The sequence below is a fragment of the Wenzhouxiangella sp. YN1 genome, from assembly GCF_056324145.1.
In genome coordinates this window covers 86914-103816 of the sequence record NZ_JBJNIO010000147.1, presented here as the reverse complement: position 1 = coordinate 103816, position 16903 = coordinate 86914, and the positions used below count along the sequence as shown (strand labels likewise).

Below are 16903 nucleotides of genomic sequence, written 5' to 3'. Positions count from 1 at the left end.
GGCAGTCATCCGCCCCGGGCGCACCGCAAGGGGAGTGACAAGCCGTGAACCAACGGCCGCGGGGACAGGAGTCTTCCGTTCCGGACTCGATCACCAACCTGATCAGGCTGGCCAGCCTGATCGCCATTGCCCTGGGGCTGTTTGCCGCTGCCCTCGGCGCCACGGCAGCGTATCTGAATCTTTCCACACAGCTGCAGCTGGAACGATCCGAGCGCGCGGCGCTGGCGCAGGCCGACCGCATCGCCGAAGTCCTCGCTGGCGTCCACACCAGCCTGCGCGACGCCAGCGTGGTGGATACCGCGCGCAGCGGCAATGCGGACGCGCTGCGCTCGGCCCTTCGCCAACGCGGCGTCAGTGGCATCGTCGATGTCCGGCTGCTGCCGGCCAGCGTGGACGCCATTGCGCTGAGCGCGCACATCGACCTGGACTTTGCCGCCGCCGAGCTGGTTTTCGAAGCAATTCGCCAGCCGCGCGCAGAAAGCCGCGTGCTGCAGCCGGGCACGCCCGCAGAGAGCCTGGCCTTTGCCCAACGCCTGCCGGGCGAGGGCGATGTCGTGCTGCTGCGACAGACGGTAAGCGTCCTCACCCGCCTGCTGCACGACAGCGACCAGCTCGACTTCATCGCCCTGGCTCAGCAAAACGACGGCCGCAAGATCCCGCTGGCCGTCCTCGGGCGCTCGACCGCCGCGCCGATCCGCGAGATTCCAATCGCGGGCAGCCATCTTCTGCTGCAGTGGAACCGGGCGCTGTTCGGCGCGCCGTTGGACAACCGGATGGCAGTGATCATCGGCTGCGCCGGCATCATCGTTCTGATGCTCGGGCTACTGTTGCGGCGACGCACCCGCCTGGCGCAGGTGCTGAGCGCCGGGCGCAGGCCCGAAACACGACCGGCGCCGGAACCCGAGCCTGCGGGGGCACCCCGGTCGGCACACGACACCGTCGTGCTCGATGCAAGCGGGCGCGGGCAAGCCAGCGACGTCGCGGCAGCCGCAGCGCAGCGCAGCGATTGGCAAGCGCCTCCGGACCACACGCAGGCGCCCGACCCCGATGACCCCGGCCTGCCGGAGTGGCTGCGCGACGGGCAGGATGAAGACCTCGATACCCTGCTGGCGGCGCCGGATGAAGCCGAACAAGCGCACTCAGATCACCCACCGGATGCCCACAGCCTGCCCTCGACCCTGTTCACCGACGACGGCATCCACGGCGTGGCCGGGCAGGAATTCGATCCGCCGGTCGCGCGGCTGCTCGGCGGCGCCATCGCCGCGGCGGCCGCCGAGCGCAGCATTCAGCGCCTGTATGTCGCCCACGACGGCCGCGAGTCCGGGCCGGTACTGCTCGACCACCTGACCGAAGGCCTGCATCGCGGCGACATCGAAGTCATCGACCTGGGCGCCTGCCCGGCACCGCTTGCCTGGTTCGGTGCCATGCACACGCGCAACGCCGGCGCCGTGGTGCTGACCGGGGGCGAGCGGCCGGAAGAGGTCAACGGGCTGGAAATCGTACTCGACGGCCACTGGCTCGACGCCCACGATCAACAACAGCTTCTGCAACGCAGCCGCCAGGGCAACCCGGCCACAGGCGCCGGCCAGCCCGGCGGCGTCGAAGCCGGCGCCGATGTCGGCGCCGATGTCGGCGTAGAAGCCTACAGCGAACAGCTCGCTGCACGTTACCGACTCGACTACCCGCTGCGGGTCGTGCTCGACTGCGGCAACCCCGTCAACGGGGCTATTGCGCCCCGGCTGCTCGAGGCCCTGGATGTGGACGTGATCGCGCTCAATTCCGATGCCGAAACCAATCCGGCCGAGGTAGGCGACTTTGCCGGCGGCGAACGCGAGCGCGACCTGAAGCTCTGTGTCTACAACTTTGCTGCTGACCTGGGCATTGCCCTTGACCGTACGGGCAGCCGCCTGCGGGTGATCGACTCCGAAGGCGAGCCGGTCACGATGGCCTGCCTGGGCGCGCTGCTGTTGAGCGACCTGGCCGCGGCAACCGAACAACCGGTGGTGGTGGCCGAACCCGAGCTGTGCGCCCGGCTGGCGACCGCGGTCACGAGCGACGCCGAGCTGGTGGCCTGCGAAGGCAACCGGGTTGCGCTACATCAGCAGATGCGTGAGCACGGCGCCGCGCTGGGCCTGCACGCCGACGGCTCGGTACTCTACGGCGCCGACTGGCACGGCCTGCCCGACGGCCTGCATGCTGCCGCCTGGCTGCTTGCAATTCTTGGCGCCGAAGATCGCACCACTGCCGAAACCGTGCAGCTGGTGGGCCATGGTTCGCGCCATGGCCGCAACAGAATGTGATGCACTTCCCATGTCTGGCGCGTTAATATGAGAGTTATCCGATCTTTCTCGGGAAGCGTCGGCCTTGAGCGAAATCAGCGACCACGACTACACGCCGGCCATCGGGCGCAGCTTCGGCAATTTCGTTGTCGTGCGCGAGCTCGGTCGCGGCACCATGGGCGCGGTCTTCATCGGCTATCAACAGTCGCTCAAGCGCCAGGTGGCCATCAAGCTGCTGCCCAAGGCGCTGGCCCGCAGCGAGCTCGCGCGCCGACAGTTTCGCGACGAAGCCGAAACGGTGGCGGTACTCTCGCACCCGCACATCATCACGATTTTTGAAAGGGGGGAGGACGACGACTATTTCTACCAGGCCATGCAGCTGGTCGAAGGCGACGACCTGGCAAGCCTGCTTGGCAAGCTGGCGCGCCATCCGGTACCGCACCGGCGGGTGCTGCCGCTGCAGCACAGCGTGCGCCTGATCAGCGAAATTCTCGACGGCCTGGAGTTCGCTCACGAAGAAGGCGTGATCCATCAGGACCTCAAGCCCGCCAATATTCTCATCGACCATCGGACCGGCCGGGCGCTGATCGCCGATTTCGGCATCGCCAAAACGCAGCAGATCGAATACTACGCCCGCGGGCTGGTCGTGGGCACGCCACAATACCTGTCGCCCGAGCAGGCCGCCGCCGGCGACACCGATCGGCGCAGCGACATCTACTCGGCCGGCGTCATGCTGCTGGAGATGCTTGTCGGGCACCTGCCTGTTCGCGACGAATCCGGTCGCGACACCGTACTGCGCAAGATCAGAGAACCTGACAGCTTTTTCCCGGAGCCCTTCCAGAACTGCGCGCCAACCATCGATCGGATCATGGCGGGCATCCTGGCCAAGGCGACCGCCGCCGACCCGGCGCAGCGCTATATCAGCGCCCGGGCCTTTGGCCAGGGCGTGCAGCGCTGGTTCCAGTCACGGCAACCGCGGCGGGCGGCGCCGTGAACCCCGATGCCGCCCACCCGCTGGATGCGCGCAGCGCCGAACTGATCGCGCGCCAGCTCAACTCCGCCTACATGAACGCCAGCGGTTTCGGCGTGGACCATCCCACCACCGAGCGCGCGCTCGAGACCTTTCATGCCTCGCTGTCGCAGGCGCTACACAACGACGAAGCTCTGTCGCTGATTCTCGACCGCGGCCGTCTGTTCATCGAAAAGCACCCCGTCGGCGCCCGCTTCAACCCCAGGCGCATGGTCGACACCCTCAACCAGGCCGGACTGGAGTCGATCACCTTTCAGCGCGGTTTCACTGCGGCCGACGCCAAGGCGCTGATCGCCACGCTCGATCGGCTGCCGGAATATCCGTCGCTCGCCGCCGCCGAAGCCGACCTGAAAACACGTCAGTCCGGCTGCATCCGCTTCAACTACATCGTCTATCGCAAGGTCACCTCCGACCAGAAGGTGGTGACCAGTGGCGAGGCCGCAACCGAGCCTGCCGAGCCGGCCGCAAGCGCCCCCTCGGGCCTGCGGGAAGCCTTCTCCGGCGAGCGCGTGCTCGAACAGCTCGATTCGTTCTTCGCGTTCGGCGACATGGCCGAAAGCCCCGACACGGCAGCCGCGCGGGTCGGCTCCAGCCCGAGTGAAGACGAAGACCATCGCAGTCGCCTGGTCGCGCACCTCAAACGCCTGACGCGCGAAATCGAAATGGGCAGCGACGATGCCGAAGGCCTGTCGCCCGAACAGCTGTTTACCGCCATGAGCACGCTCAGGCAGCGGCTGCGCCAGACCGTGAGTACGCAGGAGGATATCGATCGCATCATGGCCGAAAGTGGCGAAGTGGTCAGCGAAATGGACGAGCTGACCTACTCGACCCTGGTGCGCCTGGTGCGCGAGGAATACCGCAGCGGCGGCTTTTCGGTGCAGCGCATGGCCCAGATCATCAACCGCATGCTGCCCGATGCCAGCGACCTCAAACGCTTGCTGCCGCGGCTGCGCCAAGGGCTGCTCGAAGAAGGCATGCCGCTGCAGCAATACACTCGGCTGGTTCACGAGCTTTCAAAGGAACTGCGCAGCGAGCAGCTGCTGCGCGCTCTGGCCTCGGGCGCCGAGGACGTCGGCATGGAGGTCGACGACATCGTCAAGCACATCCGGCAGGACCCCACCGAAGCCGCTCGCCTGCTGGTGCTGGCGGGCGAGCTGCGCCAGGGCGGGGCCGGCGACAGGCAGCAGCTGTCGGCCGCCTTCACCGACTATATCGAACGCGTCAGCCGACAGCTGGCCCTGACCCAGGCCAGCCCGGATCAGGCCATCGCACCCGACAGCGTGAGCAGCCAGCTCGAGCGCGTTCAAGGAGAACTGATCGAGCAGATGCGCCACGGCGGCCTGGGCCCGGAAGCTGCACAGCAGCTACAGGCTCAGCTGCGGCAGCGCAACCCGCAGCCGAGCGCGGCGGTGGGCGAGCAGGCACGCGCGCAGACGCCCCGACAGCAAGCCGCCGCCCCCGAAACCGGCCGCCGGACAGAAGAGCGCCGGGCCAGCCTGCCGGCCAGCGTGCTCAGCGTCAGCAATACCGCATTGTTTCTCAAGCATCAGGCCCGGGCGGCCCAGCGCTATAGCAACCCGTTTTCCGCCATCAAGGTCCTCGTCGAGTGGCTGCTGCCTGTCGAAGGCGGCACTGCCAGACGCCCGCGTGATGGCGACATCGAAGAAGTCCTGCCCGAGCTCTACTACCGCATCACGCGCCTTGCCCGCGATCTGGATCTGATCGGCTCGCTGGAAAAAACCCGGCGCGCCGTGCCCTTCATCATCCTGCCCATGACCGGGGAAGAGGGCGTCAGGGTTTTTCGCCGGCGCCTGCTCGACGTGCTCGCGGAGTTCCCCTTCCGCCTCGAAAGCGGCGCGCATACGCTCGTCTGCACCGTCACCGTCGCCAGCTTCGACAGCAAAACCGACCGCAACGCCAACGCCTTCCTGCAGCGCCTCAATCAGATCCAGCTCTCCACCCGCACCGCCCCCACCCAGCCGGCTCAGAACCGGACAATGCCCGAATGACTCGCCAGCAATTTTTCAAGTAGCCGTCGCGTCGACGGGGTTGACCACGCCAACACGACCATGGCGCTGCGCCCGGTCACGACCCGACCGCGGCCTGCTCTAGAATACGCACATGGACTTCGATGCGCTGAACAACCTGCGCGACGCCCACGGCGGCTGGCGGCTGCTGCTGGCCGATCACGCGCCGATGATCATCAGCTTTCTGCACCACTGCTTCATCGAGTCGAACGTGCGCGCCATGAGCGAGGGCGAGCTTGTCACCCGCCTGGACGACCACCTTGCCGGCATCCGCGAGGTGGCCGGCGAGGACCGCTTTCCGCGCCCGGCGCTGGCCTACCTGAGCGACTGGGCCGACGACCGGCGCGCCTGGCTGCGGCGCTACTACACCAGCGACAGCGACGAGGCCCACTACGACCTGACGCCGGCCGCCGAGAGCGCGATTCGCTGGCTGTCCGGCCTGGAGCAGCAGCAGTTCGTCGGCGCCGAGTCGCGCCTGATGACGGTGTTCGACCTGCTCAAGCAGATCGTCAGCGGCGCCGAGACCGACCCGGCCGCGCGCATCGCCGAGCTCGAGGCCCGGCGCGAGGCCATCGACGCCGAGATCGAGCGCATCCGCGGCGGCGAGCTGTCGTTGATGGACGACACCCAGCTCAAGGAGCGCTTCCTGCAGATGGCCGACACTGCGCGCGCCCTGCTGGCCGACTTTCGCCAGGTCGAGGACAACTTCCGCCGGCTCGACCGCCAGGTGCGCGAGCGCATGACCTGGTTCGAAGGCGGCAAGGGCGAGGTGCTCGAAGAGGTTTTCGGCGAGCACGACGCCATCGCCGACTCCGACCAGGGCCGCAGCTTTCGCGCCTTCTGGGATTTTCTGATGTCGCCGGCCCGCCAGAACGAGCTCAGCGAGCTGCTCGAGAAGATCTTCGAGCTCGAGGCGGTTGTCGAGCTCCGGCCCGACCGCCGCCTCAAGCGCGTGCACTACGACTGGCTGGAGGCCGGCGAGGTCACCCAGCGCACGGTCGCGCGGCTGTCCGAACAGCTCAGGCGCTTTCTCGACGACCAGGCCTGGCTGGAAAACCGCCGCATCATGGAGCTGATCCGCAGCCTCGAGCGCAAGGCCGTGGCCGTGCGCGAAAAGCCGCCGCGCCGGCTCGACCTGCGCCTGGACATGCCCGTGCCCGAGCTCGATCTGGTCATGGACCGGCCGCTGTTCAGCCCGCCGCTGCGCCCCGACATCCAGGACGAGGTCGAGCTGGCTGACGACCGCCTGATCGACGCCGAAGCGCTGTTCGACCAGACCCATGTCGACCGCCAGGCGCTGGAGGCCGGCATCCGCCGCGCCCTGCAGGATCGCGACCAGATCAGCCTGGCCGAGCTTCTCGACCGCCAGCCGCTGGAAGAAGGCCTGGCCGAGCTGGTCACCTATCTGGCGATCGCCACCGACGACGACGGCGCGCTGATCGACGATGACCACACCGAGACCGTCACCTGGACCCGGGCCGACGGCCGACGGCGCCGCGCCCGGATGCCTCTGGTAGTATTTTCGCGATGACCGACACGCACACCACTCCGGCGCCCGATCCCCGCCTGTCGCTGCCGCTGATCGCGCTGTTCAAGGGCGTGCTCTACGCCGACCAGAGCCACGAGAACTGGCAGAACCTGCTCGAGCGCCAGGCCGCCATCGCCGATCATGTGGCGGTGCTCGGCCTGGAGCTGATCGTCGACGAGGCCGAGGGCTACGCCTTTCTGCGCCAGCAGACAGACGAGGATCGCGAGACCGAGCTGCCGCGGCTGATGGCGCGCCGGCAGCTGAGCTATCCGGTCAGCCTGCTGCTGGCCCTGCTGCGCAAGAAACTGGCCGAGCACGACGCCGGCGGCGGCGAGCTGCGCCTGGTGCTCTCGCGCGAGGAAATCGTCGATCTGGTGCGCCTGTTCCTGCCCGATTCGGCCAACGAGGCCAAACTGATCGACCGCGTCGGCATGGACATCAACAAGGCCGTCGAAATGGGGTTTCTGCGCCGGCTCCGGGGCCAGGACAACCAGTTCGAGGTCCGCCGCATCCTCAAGGCCTACGTCGACGCGCAGTGGCTCGGCGAGCTCGACGCCCGCCTGGGTGAATACGCCGAACACGCGGCACGGGACTGACGCCATGGAAGGACTGGCACTGGATTTCGCCACCGACGACGCCCGCGCCGGCTACCGCCTGCACCGCGTCGAGCTGCTCAACTGGGGCACTTTCGACCGCCAGGTCTGGCAGCTCACGCCCGACGGCGACAACTGTCTGGTCACCGGCGATATCGGCTCGGGCAAGTCCACGCTGATCGATGCCGTCACCACGCTGCTGGTACCGGCCCAGCGCATAACCTACAACAAGGCCGCCGGAGCCGAGTCGCGCGAGCGCTCGCTGAGATCCTACGTGCTCGGCCACTACAAGTCCGAGCGCGGCGAGTCCGGCCTGTCCGCCCGCCCGGTAGCGCTGCGCGACCACAACAGCTACTCGGTCATTCTCGGGCATTTCTACAACGAGGGCTTCGACCGCCACGTCTGCCTGGCCCAGGTCTTCTGGGTCAGCGACAACCGCGGCCAGCCCGAGCGCTTTTACGTGGCCGCCGATGTGCCGCTTTCGATTGCCGAGCATTTTTCCGGTTTCGGCCACGACCTTAAAGACCTGCGCAAGCGCCTGCGCGGCCTCGATCACGTCGAGCTGCACAACGCCTTCCCGGCCTACGGTGCCAGCCTCAGGCGCAAGCTCGGCATCGGCAGCGAGCAGGCCCTGGAGCTGTTCAACCAGACCGTGTCGATGAAGTCGGTCGGCAACCTGACCGAGTTCGTGCGCGAGCACATGCTGCAGGCCGCCGATACCGGGCGGCGCATCGACGAGCTGATCCGCCACTTCGAGGATCTCAACCGCTCGCACGAGGCGGTGCTCAAGGCGCGCGCCCAGATCGAAACGCTCACCCCCATCGTCGCCGACGCCGACGACCACGCCGCGCGCAGCGAGCGCGCCGAGACGCTGCGCGGCTGTCGCGAGGCGCTCACGCCCTGGTTCGCCAGCCTGAAAATGGAGCTGCTCGAGCACCGGCTGGCCGACCTGGCGCGCGAGCAGGCCAGCGCCGCCGACAAGGTCGAAGAGCTCAAACGCCGCCGCGGCGTGCAGCGCCGCCAGCGCGACGAGCTGCGCCAGGCCATTGCCGAGCACGGCGGCGACCGGCTCGAACGAATCAGTGAGGAAATCGAGCGCCGCCGCGCCGAAAAGGCCGAGCGCCGGCACCAGGCCGAACGCTACCAGGCGCTCATCGGCCCGCTCGATCTGCCTGCCGCCCGCGATGCCGACACCTTCCGCGACAACCGCGGCAAGCTGCTCGCCCTGCGCGAGCAGGCCGAGGCCCGGCAGGCCGAATACCAGAACGAGCGCACCGATCAGTTCGTCGCCGTGCGCGAGCTGCGCGCGCAGCACGCCGATATCGACGCCGAGCTGACGTCGCTCAAGGCACGCCGCTCGAACCTGCCGGCGGCCATGCTGGCGCTGCGCGACAGGCTATGTCAGGCGCTCGGCCTGGCAGTCCAAGATCTGCCGTTTGCCGGTGAACTGATCCAGGTGCGCGACGACGCGCGCGACTGGGAAGGCGCCATCGAGCGTTTGCTGCACAGCTTCGCGCTGTCGCTGCTGGTGCCCGACGAGCACTACCGCGCCGTGGCCGAGTGGGTCGATGCCACCCGTCTGCGCGGCCGGCTGGTCTACTACCGGGTGCGCGAAGCGCGCGCGGCCGGCCACGACAGCCCGTATCCCGACGCGCTCAGCCGCAAGCTCGATATTCGCAGCGACAGCGGCTTTTACGCCTGGCTCGAACGCGAGCTCGAGCGCCGCTTCGACCACGTGTGCTGCGATGACATGGATCGCTTCCGCCGCGAGGCCCGGGCGATCACCCGCGCCGGCCAGATCAAGACCGGCGGCGCCCGCCACGAAAAGGACGACCGCCACGCCATCGACGACCGCAGCCGCTACGTGTTGGGCTGGAGCAACGAAAGCAAGATCCGCGTGCTGGCCGCGCAGCGCAACGGGCTGGAGAAGCGCATCCAGGAAGCCGCCGACGACATCGCCCGGCTCGACGAGCAGCTCAAGGCCGTGAGCGAGCGCCTGGGCGACATCAGCCGGCTGGAGATGTTCGAGGACTTCCAGCGCCTCGACTGGCACGAGCCGGCCGCTCGCATCAACGAGCTGGAGGTCGAATACCGCGCCCTGCGCGAGGAATCGGACGTGCTCAGAACCCTGCGCGCGCAGCTCGACGAGCTGGAGAACAAGAGCGAGGAGACCGAGCAGCGGCTCGAGATGCGCCAGAAGCAGCTCAATACCGCCGAAGAGCGCACCCGCGACGCCGAGGACCGCCGGACCGAGGCCGGGCGGCTGGTGGCCGAACTCGAAGAGTCCGAGCGCAGAATCTGGTTCGAGCAGCTCGCCGCGCTGCGCGAAGACGCCTTGGGCGAGCAGGCTATCCTTCTCAACGGCATCGCCGCGCGCGAGCGCGAATTCCGCGCCTGGCTGACCGCCGGCATCGACCGCGAGGACAAGGCCATCGGCCGGCTCAACGACCGCATCATCCGCGGCATGCAGGCCTTCCACCACCAATGGCCGCAGCAGGCGCGCGAGGCCGACATCAGCGTGGCCGCAGCGGCCGAATACCGCCGCCTGCTCGAGAGCCTGCAAAGCGACGACCTGCCGCGCTTCGAGAAGCGCTTCAAGGAGCTGCTCAACGAAAACACCATCCGCGAGGTGGCCGGTTTCCAGGCGCTCTTGCACCGCGAGCGCGAACAGATCCGCGAGCGCATCGAGACCATCAACCGCTCCCTGCACGAGATCGACTACGAAAAGGGCCGCTACATCCGCCTGATGGCCGAAACCGCCGCCGATGCCGACGTGCGCGAGTTCCGGCAGAAGCTGCGCGCCTGCACCGAGGGCGCCATTACCGGCTCGGAAGATACCCAGTACTCCGAGCAGAAGTTCCTGCAGGTGCGCGACATCATCGACCGCTTCCGCGGCCGCGAGGGCACCGCCGAGCTCGACCGGCGCTGGACGCGCAAGGTCACCGACGTGCGCAACTGGTTCGTGTTCTCGGCCTCCGAGCGCTGGCGCGAAGACGATAGCGAACACGAGCACTACGCCGACTCCGGCGGCAAGTCCGGCGGCCAGAAGGAAAAGCTGGCCTACACCGTGCTGGCCGCCAGCCTGGCCTATCAGTTCGGGCTGCAGTGGGGCGAAAAGCGCTCGCGCTCGTTCCGCTTCGTGGTCATCGACGAGGCCTTCGGGCGCGGCTCGGATGAGTCGGCCCGCTACGGCCTGGAGCTGTTTGCCCGGCTCAACCTGCAGCTGCTCATCGTCACGCCGCTGCAGAAGATCCACATCATCGAGCCCTTCGTGGCCAGCGTCGGCTTTGTCCACAACCCCGACGGCCAGCAGTCGATGCTGCGCAACCTCGGCATCGAGGAATACCGCCAAGAGAAAGCGGCGCGAAAGGCGCCTTCTCCGACGCCGGCGTCGTGAGCGGCTGGACCACCCCGAAAGACCTTGTCGCCCAAGTGCAAAAGCACTGGAACTCGGGCCGGCTGCTGGCCGAGCGCCTGGACCCCGAGCGCGCGCTGTTCCCGCTCAGGCTGCGCCTGCGAAAACCCGTCTCGCGCGATCTCACCGACCGCTTCGATGCCGTGCGCGACTGGGTCGGCGAGCTGAGCGAACAGGCAAAAGAGCAGCGCGGCCACGGCTACGAAATCCAGTGGCGCAGCATCAACCACCGCACGCTCGGGCGCAACGAACTGCCCGGCGCGATCGTCGTGCCCGCCGCCGACGATGCCCTGCAACTGATCGGCAAGACCCGCCAGGCACGCCAGTTCGACGCCCTGGCCGCCGACCTGCTCGCGGAATTTCCCGAGCTGCGCGGCTGGCTGATCCGGCGCCCGCTCGAGGCCCTGCGCCGCGCCGAAGACTGGCCGCGCCTGAAAGCCGTGCTGCGCTACTTTCGCCGCCATCCGCGCCCCGGCGCCTACCTGCGCCAGCTCGACATTCCCGGCGTGGACACCAAGTTCATCCAGGCCCGGCGCGGGCTGATCAGCGAGCTGCTCGACGCGACCCTGCCCGGGGAGGCGATCGACACCGACGCAACCGGCGCGCGCCTGTTCAACCGCCGCTACGGCCTGGCCAGCCGCCCGGTGCTGGTGCGCTTTCGCATTCTCGACCCGACGCTGGCGCTTGCCGGCCTGACCGACCTGTCGGTGCCCGCGCCCGAGTTCGCCGCTCTGGATCTGGCGGTCGACCAGGTCTTCATCACCGAAAACGAAATCAACGGCCTGGCCTTTCCCGATCATCCGCGCGCCATTGTCATCTTCGGCCTGGGCTACGGCCTGGAGCGCCTGGCCGGCGTCGACTGGCTGGCACGCGCGCGCTGCTGGTACTGGGGCGACATCGACACCCACGGCTTCGCCATCCTCAACCGCCTGCGCCACTATCTGCCCCAGGCGCGCTCGTTTCTGATGGACCGCGCCACTCTCGACGCCCACCGCGAGCTGTGGGGCCGGGAGCCGGAAGATCATCGCTTCATCGGCGAGCTCGACCGCCTCAACGACGCCGAGCAGGCGCTCTATCAAACCCTGCGCGACGACCGCCTGGCCAAGCGCCTGCGCCTGGAGCAGGAGCACGTGCGCTTCGCCTGGCTGCAAGAGTTTCTGGCCGGCATTCCGAACCGTTCCCCGGGCGCCTGAATCACAGCGCCTCGGTGCGCGACCACCGCGCGACGAGCGCAATGGGCCGGCTCGACTTTCCCGTACGGGATAATATGATTTGCTTTGCCGGCCGATGGGGCATATTTTACCGAGCAGTAAAAAGTCAGGTATGCTGTATGCAGACGCAATCGACTTGTCCCGAGCGGTAAAATCAATGAGCGCCCACCGCCAGTATCTTCCCCTGCACACGGCCACCGAGCTGGGGGCCGCCCTGCGCGCGCAGCGCAAGTCACAGGAATTGACGCTCGAACAGCTCTCGGGCCTGAGCGGACTGGGTATGCGCTTTCTGTCCGAGCTGGAGCGCGGCAAGGCCACGGCCGAACTGGGCAAGGCCCTGGAGGTTGCCCGACTGCTGGGCCTGGACTGCTATCTGATCCCGCGCTCGCAATCACCCGGCCCGGCCCGGATGCTCGAGCACGGCGATGCGGGCTGAGTCCGATCGGCTCGGCGTCTGGCACGCCGGGCAGTTCGTGGGCGAGCTGTGGCGTGACGGGCAGGACCGCATCGGTTTTGGCTACCATTCCGACTGGCTTGAACGCGGCTTCCGCGTCGGGCGCGTTCTGCCGCTTCGAGCGGACGGGTTCGAGCCCGCAGACGGCATGGCGCACGCCTGGTTTTCCAACCTGCTGCCGGAAGGCGCTGCTCGCGAGCGCATCGTGCGCAATCTGGGGGTTGCCGATGACGACTTCACGCTGCTTCGGGCGATCAGCGGCGATTGTGCCGGCGCGCTCAACATCCTGCCGATCGATCAACGTCCGGTCGATCAAGGTGGCACCGATTCCTCGGACGAGCGCGCCTTTCAAAAGATGCTTCAGCAGCGCGGGCAGGGCATCCCGGCCGGCGGCGCGAAACCGGCCCGTCTGTCGCTTGCCGGCGCCCAGGCCAAGTGCCCGGTGCTCATCATCAAAGGCCGGCCACACCTGCCGCAAGGCACCACGGCCTCCTCGCATATCCTGAAGTTCGAGTTGCCGCAGTGGCGCCACGTGCCGGTCTTCGAGATCCATCTCAACCGGCTGGCCGAAGCCGTGGGCCTGCCGGTGCCGGCAACCCGCCTGAAACAACGCCACGAACATCGCTACCTGATGATCGACCGCTACGACCGCGAACTCGAAGGCGGCTCCTGGCGGCGTCTGCACCAGGAAGACTTCTGCCAGATCGCCGGTCTGCGCGCCACGCGAAAGTACCAGGCTGACGGCGGACCCGGCCTGGGCGACTGCGCAAAATGGATACGCGACTTGAGCGAGCAGCCGGCCCGGGACCTGCTGAACCTGCTCCGCTGGCAGATCTTCAACTGGCTGGCCGGCAACTCCGACGGCCACGCCAAGAACCTGGCTCTGGTCCAGGTGCAGCGCAACACCAACCGCTGGCGCCTCGCGCCGTTCTACGACCTGGCCTGCACCCGCGCCTGGCCCGGCCTGGATCGCCGCCTGGCCATGAACGTCGGCGGCGAAGCCGATCCAGGCCGTATCGGCGCCGAACACTGGCGAGCACTGGCCGAGTCGGTCGGAATGCGGCCCCGCTTCGTGGCGAGGGAAATCACCCGCCTGGTCGAGGCGATCCGGAATGTGTTGCCCGAAGTCCGGCAAGACCTGGAAGCAGAGCACGGCGACCTGCCGATGCTGCAGCAGCCGGGGAAGATCATCCGGACTCAGTTGCGCATCGCCGGGAGCTGAAGCTGTGCGCCAACAGGCGTACCTCAGCCGCCAGCCTCCCGCGCCTTGCGCCGGCGCTTGTTGGCGGCAAAGGCGATGCCCTGGGCGTTGAGGTCGAGGTCCATCTTCAGCAGCGACCAGATATCGGCATCCTGGCCCAGCGGGCCGCGACCGTCGAGCAGGCCGGCAAAATAGTCGTAGACGCGAGGCAGGCAGTAGTCGGTCAGCGCCTCGTCGGGCAGGTCGCTGGCCTCGGCGTCGTCGCGCAGGCGCTCGGCAAAGTCCAGATGGCGGGTGAGCTGGCCGGCGGCAGTATCGACGTCGGTCACGGCGCCGAAATGGGTCAGATACAGGCGGCTGGGCTTTTCCTCGACCAGCCGGCGGATCGAATCACGCGCCAGATCGGGCTCGAAATCGGTCGGGCTGGTCGACGGAAAGGCGAAAGTGCCCTCGGCCTGCAGGGCCGGGTAGATCAATCCGAAGGCGTCGCCGGCAAAGATGGCGCCCGAAGCGCTGTCCTTGATGCAGAAGTGGTGATTGGCGTGGCCGCGGGTGTGCAGAAAACGCAGCTCGCGGCCGCCGAAGCGCAGCGTCTCGTCATCTTCCATCACCTTTACCCGCGCCTCGGCCACCGGCTCGATGCGGCCGTAGAGGCGCTCGAACTCGGCCTCGCCATAAACCGCCGAGGCACTGGCGACCAGCTTCGAAGGGTCGATCACGTGCGGCGCGGCGCGCGGATGGGCAATGACGGTCGCATTCGGACAGGCCTCCGCCAGCTTCGAGGTGCCCCCGGCGTGATCGAGGTGCACGTGCGTGATGATCAGATAGTCCACCTGCTCGGGCGTGAGCCCCTGTTTCTCGAGCGCGGCCAGCAGCCGCGGCACCGCGTTATTGGTATTGTTGTCCACGAAGGCGGCGCGATCGCCCTCGATAATCAGATAGGCAGCGGCCAGCTCGGGCCGGTCGAGATAATGGGTATCGATGGTGTGAATGTTGTACATACAGACAGCCTACCACCCACACCCGATGGAGAGGCCAGCACCCGGGTTCAACCGCTGGCCACACCGACGCAGATCAGTGTCGTGCCAACATGGTGTACAGAGCCCCGCCCATGAATCGATTGGATTGGCGAGAAAGGGCAAGTGTCGACGCCACGTCTTGTACTCCAGGCGGCCGGCGTTGGGGGGCACAGTCACTTCATCTTCGGGGGGGGTGGCATAATCCTTATGGTGTGGGTGGGCATTCGATAGAGGGGATATGTCCAACAAGAAAGTCAGAAAGGAGCCGGTCTTTTCCGACTCCGAGCACCAGTCACCTGCGGAAGACACCGATGATTCATGGCTTCCGCCACGCGATGGCCTTGACCCGACATTGCGCCTGGCCGCCTTCGCCGTGATGTTCGTCTGCTCGGTGATCTTCATCGAGTGGGCCATTGAGAAGTACTTCAGCTATCGCGCCGTACAGGCCCTGAATGAAATAGTCACCGGCCTTGAAGAGTCCACCCAGGCGGCGACGCAGTCGCTGCAGAAGCAAGCCCGCGAAAGCGCAGCTCGACGACAGGCGGCAGCTGAAAAACGCCGAAAGCAAACAGAGCGCAAGCGCCTGGCCCTGCGCGAGCAGCGCGCCAACACCAACCAGGGAAAATGGCTGAGGAAGAACTGCTCGGACTGGCGCCGGGCGCACAATGATATCGGCGGCCCGACGGCCGAGCGAGAGATGAAGCGCCACTGCCGACTCTACGAAGAGTATCTGGATACCGGGATTGCCGTGACCCCTGTCGAGTAGCATCCCGGCAACCGGCCGGACCGGCCTTCGTCAGACTGGAAAAGTTCAAACACCCGGATATTGACAGATGCAACGCAGACAACTTCCCGAAACCATCTTCATCGGCGACATCCATGGTCAGGCTTCGACCCTGCTGCGGCTGCTCGACAAGCTGGGCTGGAAGACGCGGGACGGGCGGCTTCGCGGCCCGGGTGGTTCTTCACTGGTGTTCGTCGGCGACCTGATCGACGGCGGTAAAGAGAACCTGCGCGCCGTCGAGATCGTGCGCGAACTGGTCGAGCAGGGCGACGCCCTTTGCCTGATGGGCAACCACGAGTACAACGCCATCCAGTACCACAGCGAAGACCCGGATCGCCCGGGTCATTATCTGCGCGAACACTCGGAAAAGAACCGGGGGCAGCACAAGAAAGTGCTGAAAGAGCTCGAGAACCGCCCCGGCGACAAGGCCGACATGCTGGCCTGGTTCAAGACCCTGCCGCTGGCGGTCGAAGGCGAAGGCTGGCGATGCGTGCACGCCTGCTGGCATCCCGCAAGCCTTGCGGCCTTGCAGCGCCGCGGCCGGCAATGGTTCATTCCCGAGCACCGCTGGACGGCCGCAGCGCGTGAAGGCCAGCCCGAATACCGGGCCGTCGAACAGCTGCTCAAGGGTCCGGAGTACGCACTTCCCGCCGGCGCCACTTTCCGCGACAAGGACGACCATGTCAGGCGCCATGCGCGCATCCGGTGGTGGGAGCCTGCGCCAGCGACGCTTGGCGAGGCCCTGCTGATTCCTCCAGCCCAGTCGGGAATAGACCACGAGATGGCCTACGGCAACCCGGACCACCCCGGCTACCCGACGGACGCGCCGCCGGTTTTCTTCGGACACTACTGGAAGAAAGGCGATCTCGAGCCCGAACGCCCCAACGCCGCCTGCGTCGACTACAGCGCAGGCCGGGGCCACAAGCTGGCTGCCTATCGCTTGGGCAGCGAAGGGGAACTGCAGGCTGAAGGCTTCTGTGCGGTAGCCGTTCACCCGGCCTGAAAGCTGGCCAGCCCCTCTGATCCTCGGCTACACGCTGCTTCGTATAGAGGTTTCCGCCTAATGCTACGAAACGACCCTTCCGTAGCATTTGCGATGCTGAACCAGCGTGCCGGATGACCTTAGTCGCTAGCGAGCCGACGTTTCCGTAAGTCCCGACCTGTCAGGAAATGGCCTAATCCCGAAGGTGTAACGAAATCTCTGATCGTTACGAGGCAGACCGGGCGAATATTCTGCTGACGCTTTGGGATCTGGATGATCTGGTACAGGCGCTGGTCGAGAATTACGAGAATGCCGATCAGGAGGCGCGCTCGCTGGCTCCGCTGACGCGACTGTTCTGCCAATTTAACTCGATATCAGAG

The 16903-nt window shown here is 67.0% G+C and carries 12 protein-coding genes; 11 read left to right on the top strand and 1 reads right to left on the bottom strand.

Annotated elements, in window-relative coordinates; translation table 11 throughout:
- The first annotated feature begins 44 nt into the window (after positions 1-44).
- The 9 genes from ACEWQZ_RS07755 to ACEWQZ_RS07715 all read left to right on the top strand — a co-directional run bounded on the left by ACEWQZ_RS07755 (position 45) and on the right by ACEWQZ_RS07715 (position 13759).
- A complete protein-coding gene (locus ACEWQZ_RS07755) occupies positions 45-2300 on the top strand; it encodes a phosphohexomutase domain-containing protein (protein ID WP_476482510.1) in 2256 nt (751 codons plus the stop codon).
- 64 nt (positions 2301-2364) lie between these two features.
- Entirely contained in the window at positions 2365-3273 is a 909-nt protein-coding gene (locus tag ACEWQZ_RS07750) for a serine/threonine-protein kinase (protein ID WP_476482509.1), read from the top strand.
- Entirely contained in the window at positions 3270-5318 is a 2049-nt protein-coding gene (locus ACEWQZ_RS07745; RefSeq protein ID WP_476482508.1) for a hypothetical protein, read from the top strand. Before ACEWQZ_RS07750 ends, ACEWQZ_RS07745 begins: the two co-directional genes overlap by 4 nt.
- A 112-nt stretch (positions 5319-5430) precedes the next feature.
- Complete coding sequence (locus tag ACEWQZ_RS07740) at positions 5431-6867, top strand: DUF3375 domain-containing protein (protein WP_476482507.1); 1437 nt, start codon at positions 5431-5433, stop codon at positions 6865-6867.
- Positions 6864-7460: a DUF4194 domain-containing protein gene (locus ACEWQZ_RS07735; RefSeq protein WP_476482506.1), complete on the top strand. Its 597-nt coding sequence runs from the start codon at positions 6864-6866 to the stop codon at positions 7458-7460. Before ACEWQZ_RS07740 ends, ACEWQZ_RS07735 begins: the two co-directional genes overlap by 4 nt.
- A 4-nt stretch (positions 7461-7464) precedes the next feature.
- On the top strand, positions 7465-10854 hold the full coding sequence (locus tag ACEWQZ_RS07730; RefSeq protein WP_476482505.1) for an ATP-binding protein: 3390 nt from the start codon (positions 7465-7467) through the stop codon (positions 10852-10854).
- On the top strand, positions 10851-12065 hold the full coding sequence (locus tag ACEWQZ_RS07725) for a DUF3322 domain-containing protein (protein ID WP_476482504.1): 1215 nt from the start codon (positions 10851-10853) through the stop codon (positions 12063-12065). The genes ACEWQZ_RS07730 and ACEWQZ_RS07725 overlap by 4 nt, the downstream gene beginning before the upstream one ends.
- A 175-nt stretch (positions 12066-12240) precedes the next feature.
- On the top strand, positions 12241-12519 hold the full coding sequence (locus ACEWQZ_RS07720; protein WP_476482503.1) for a helix-turn-helix domain-containing protein: 279 nt from the start codon (positions 12241-12243) through the stop codon (positions 12517-12519).
- Positions 12509-13759 (top strand): HipA domain-containing protein, encoded by a 1251-nt coding sequence (locus ACEWQZ_RS07715; RefSeq protein WP_476482502.1) that lies wholly within the window; start codon positions 12509-12511, stop codon positions 13757-13759. Before ACEWQZ_RS07720 ends, ACEWQZ_RS07715 begins: the two co-directional genes overlap by 11 nt.
- A 23-nt stretch (positions 13760-13782) precedes the next feature.
- Here ACEWQZ_RS07715 and ACEWQZ_RS07710 read toward each other — a convergent pair whose 3' ends face one another.
- A complete protein-coding gene (locus ACEWQZ_RS07710) occupies positions 13783-14739 on the bottom strand; it encodes an MBL fold metallo-hydrolase (RefSeq protein ID WP_476482501.1) in 957 nt (318 codons plus the stop codon).
- 256 nt (positions 14740-14995) lie between these two features.
- Between ACEWQZ_RS07710 and ACEWQZ_RS07705 the strand changes: the two genes are divergently transcribed.
- Positions 14996-15523, top strand: coding sequence for a hypothetical protein (locus ACEWQZ_RS07705; RefSeq protein WP_476482500.1), 528 nt, complete (start codon positions 14996-14998; stop codon positions 15521-15523).
- Between the two features lie 67 nt (positions 15524-15590).
- The gene (locus ACEWQZ_RS07700) at positions 15591-16544 is read left to right on the top strand and encodes a metallophosphoesterase (RefSeq protein ID WP_476482499.1); all 954 of its coding nucleotides are present in this window, start codon (positions 15591-15593) and stop codon (positions 16542-16544) included.
- Positions 16545-16903: the final 359 nt, after the last annotated feature.

Excerpts from the sequence above, each read along its gene's own strand:
- ACEWQZ_RS07715 (WP_476482502.1), top strand. The coding sequence starts at position 12,509 with ATGCGGGCTGAGTCCGATCGGCTCGGCGTCTGGCACGCCGGGCAGTTC.
- ACEWQZ_RS07735 (WP_476482506.1), top strand. The coding sequence starts at position 6,864 with ATGACCGACACGCACACCACTCCGGCGCCCGATCCCCGCCTGTCGCTG.
- ACEWQZ_RS07710 (WP_476482501.1), bottom strand. The coding sequence starts at position 14,739 with ATGTACAACATTCACACCATCGATACCCATTATCTCGACCGGCCCGAG.
- ACEWQZ_RS07720 (WP_476482503.1), top strand. The coding sequence starts at position 12,241 with ATGAGCGCCCACCGCCAGTATCTTCCCCTGCACACGGCCACCGAGCTG.
- ACEWQZ_RS07730 (WP_476482505.1), top strand. The coding sequence starts at position 7,465 with ATGGAAGGACTGGCACTGGATTTCGCCACCGACGACGCCCGCGCCGGC.
- ACEWQZ_RS07740 (WP_476482507.1), top strand. The coding sequence starts at position 5,431 with ATGGACTTCGATGCGCTGAACAACCTGCGCGACGCCCACGGCGGCTGG.
- ACEWQZ_RS07705 (WP_476482500.1), top strand. The coding sequence starts at position 14,996 with ATGTCCAACAAGAAAGTCAGAAAGGAGCCGGTCTTTTCCGACTCCGAG.
- ACEWQZ_RS07700 (WP_476482499.1), top strand. The coding sequence starts at position 15,591 with ATGCAACGCAGACAACTTCCCGAAACCATCTTCATCGGCGACATCCAT.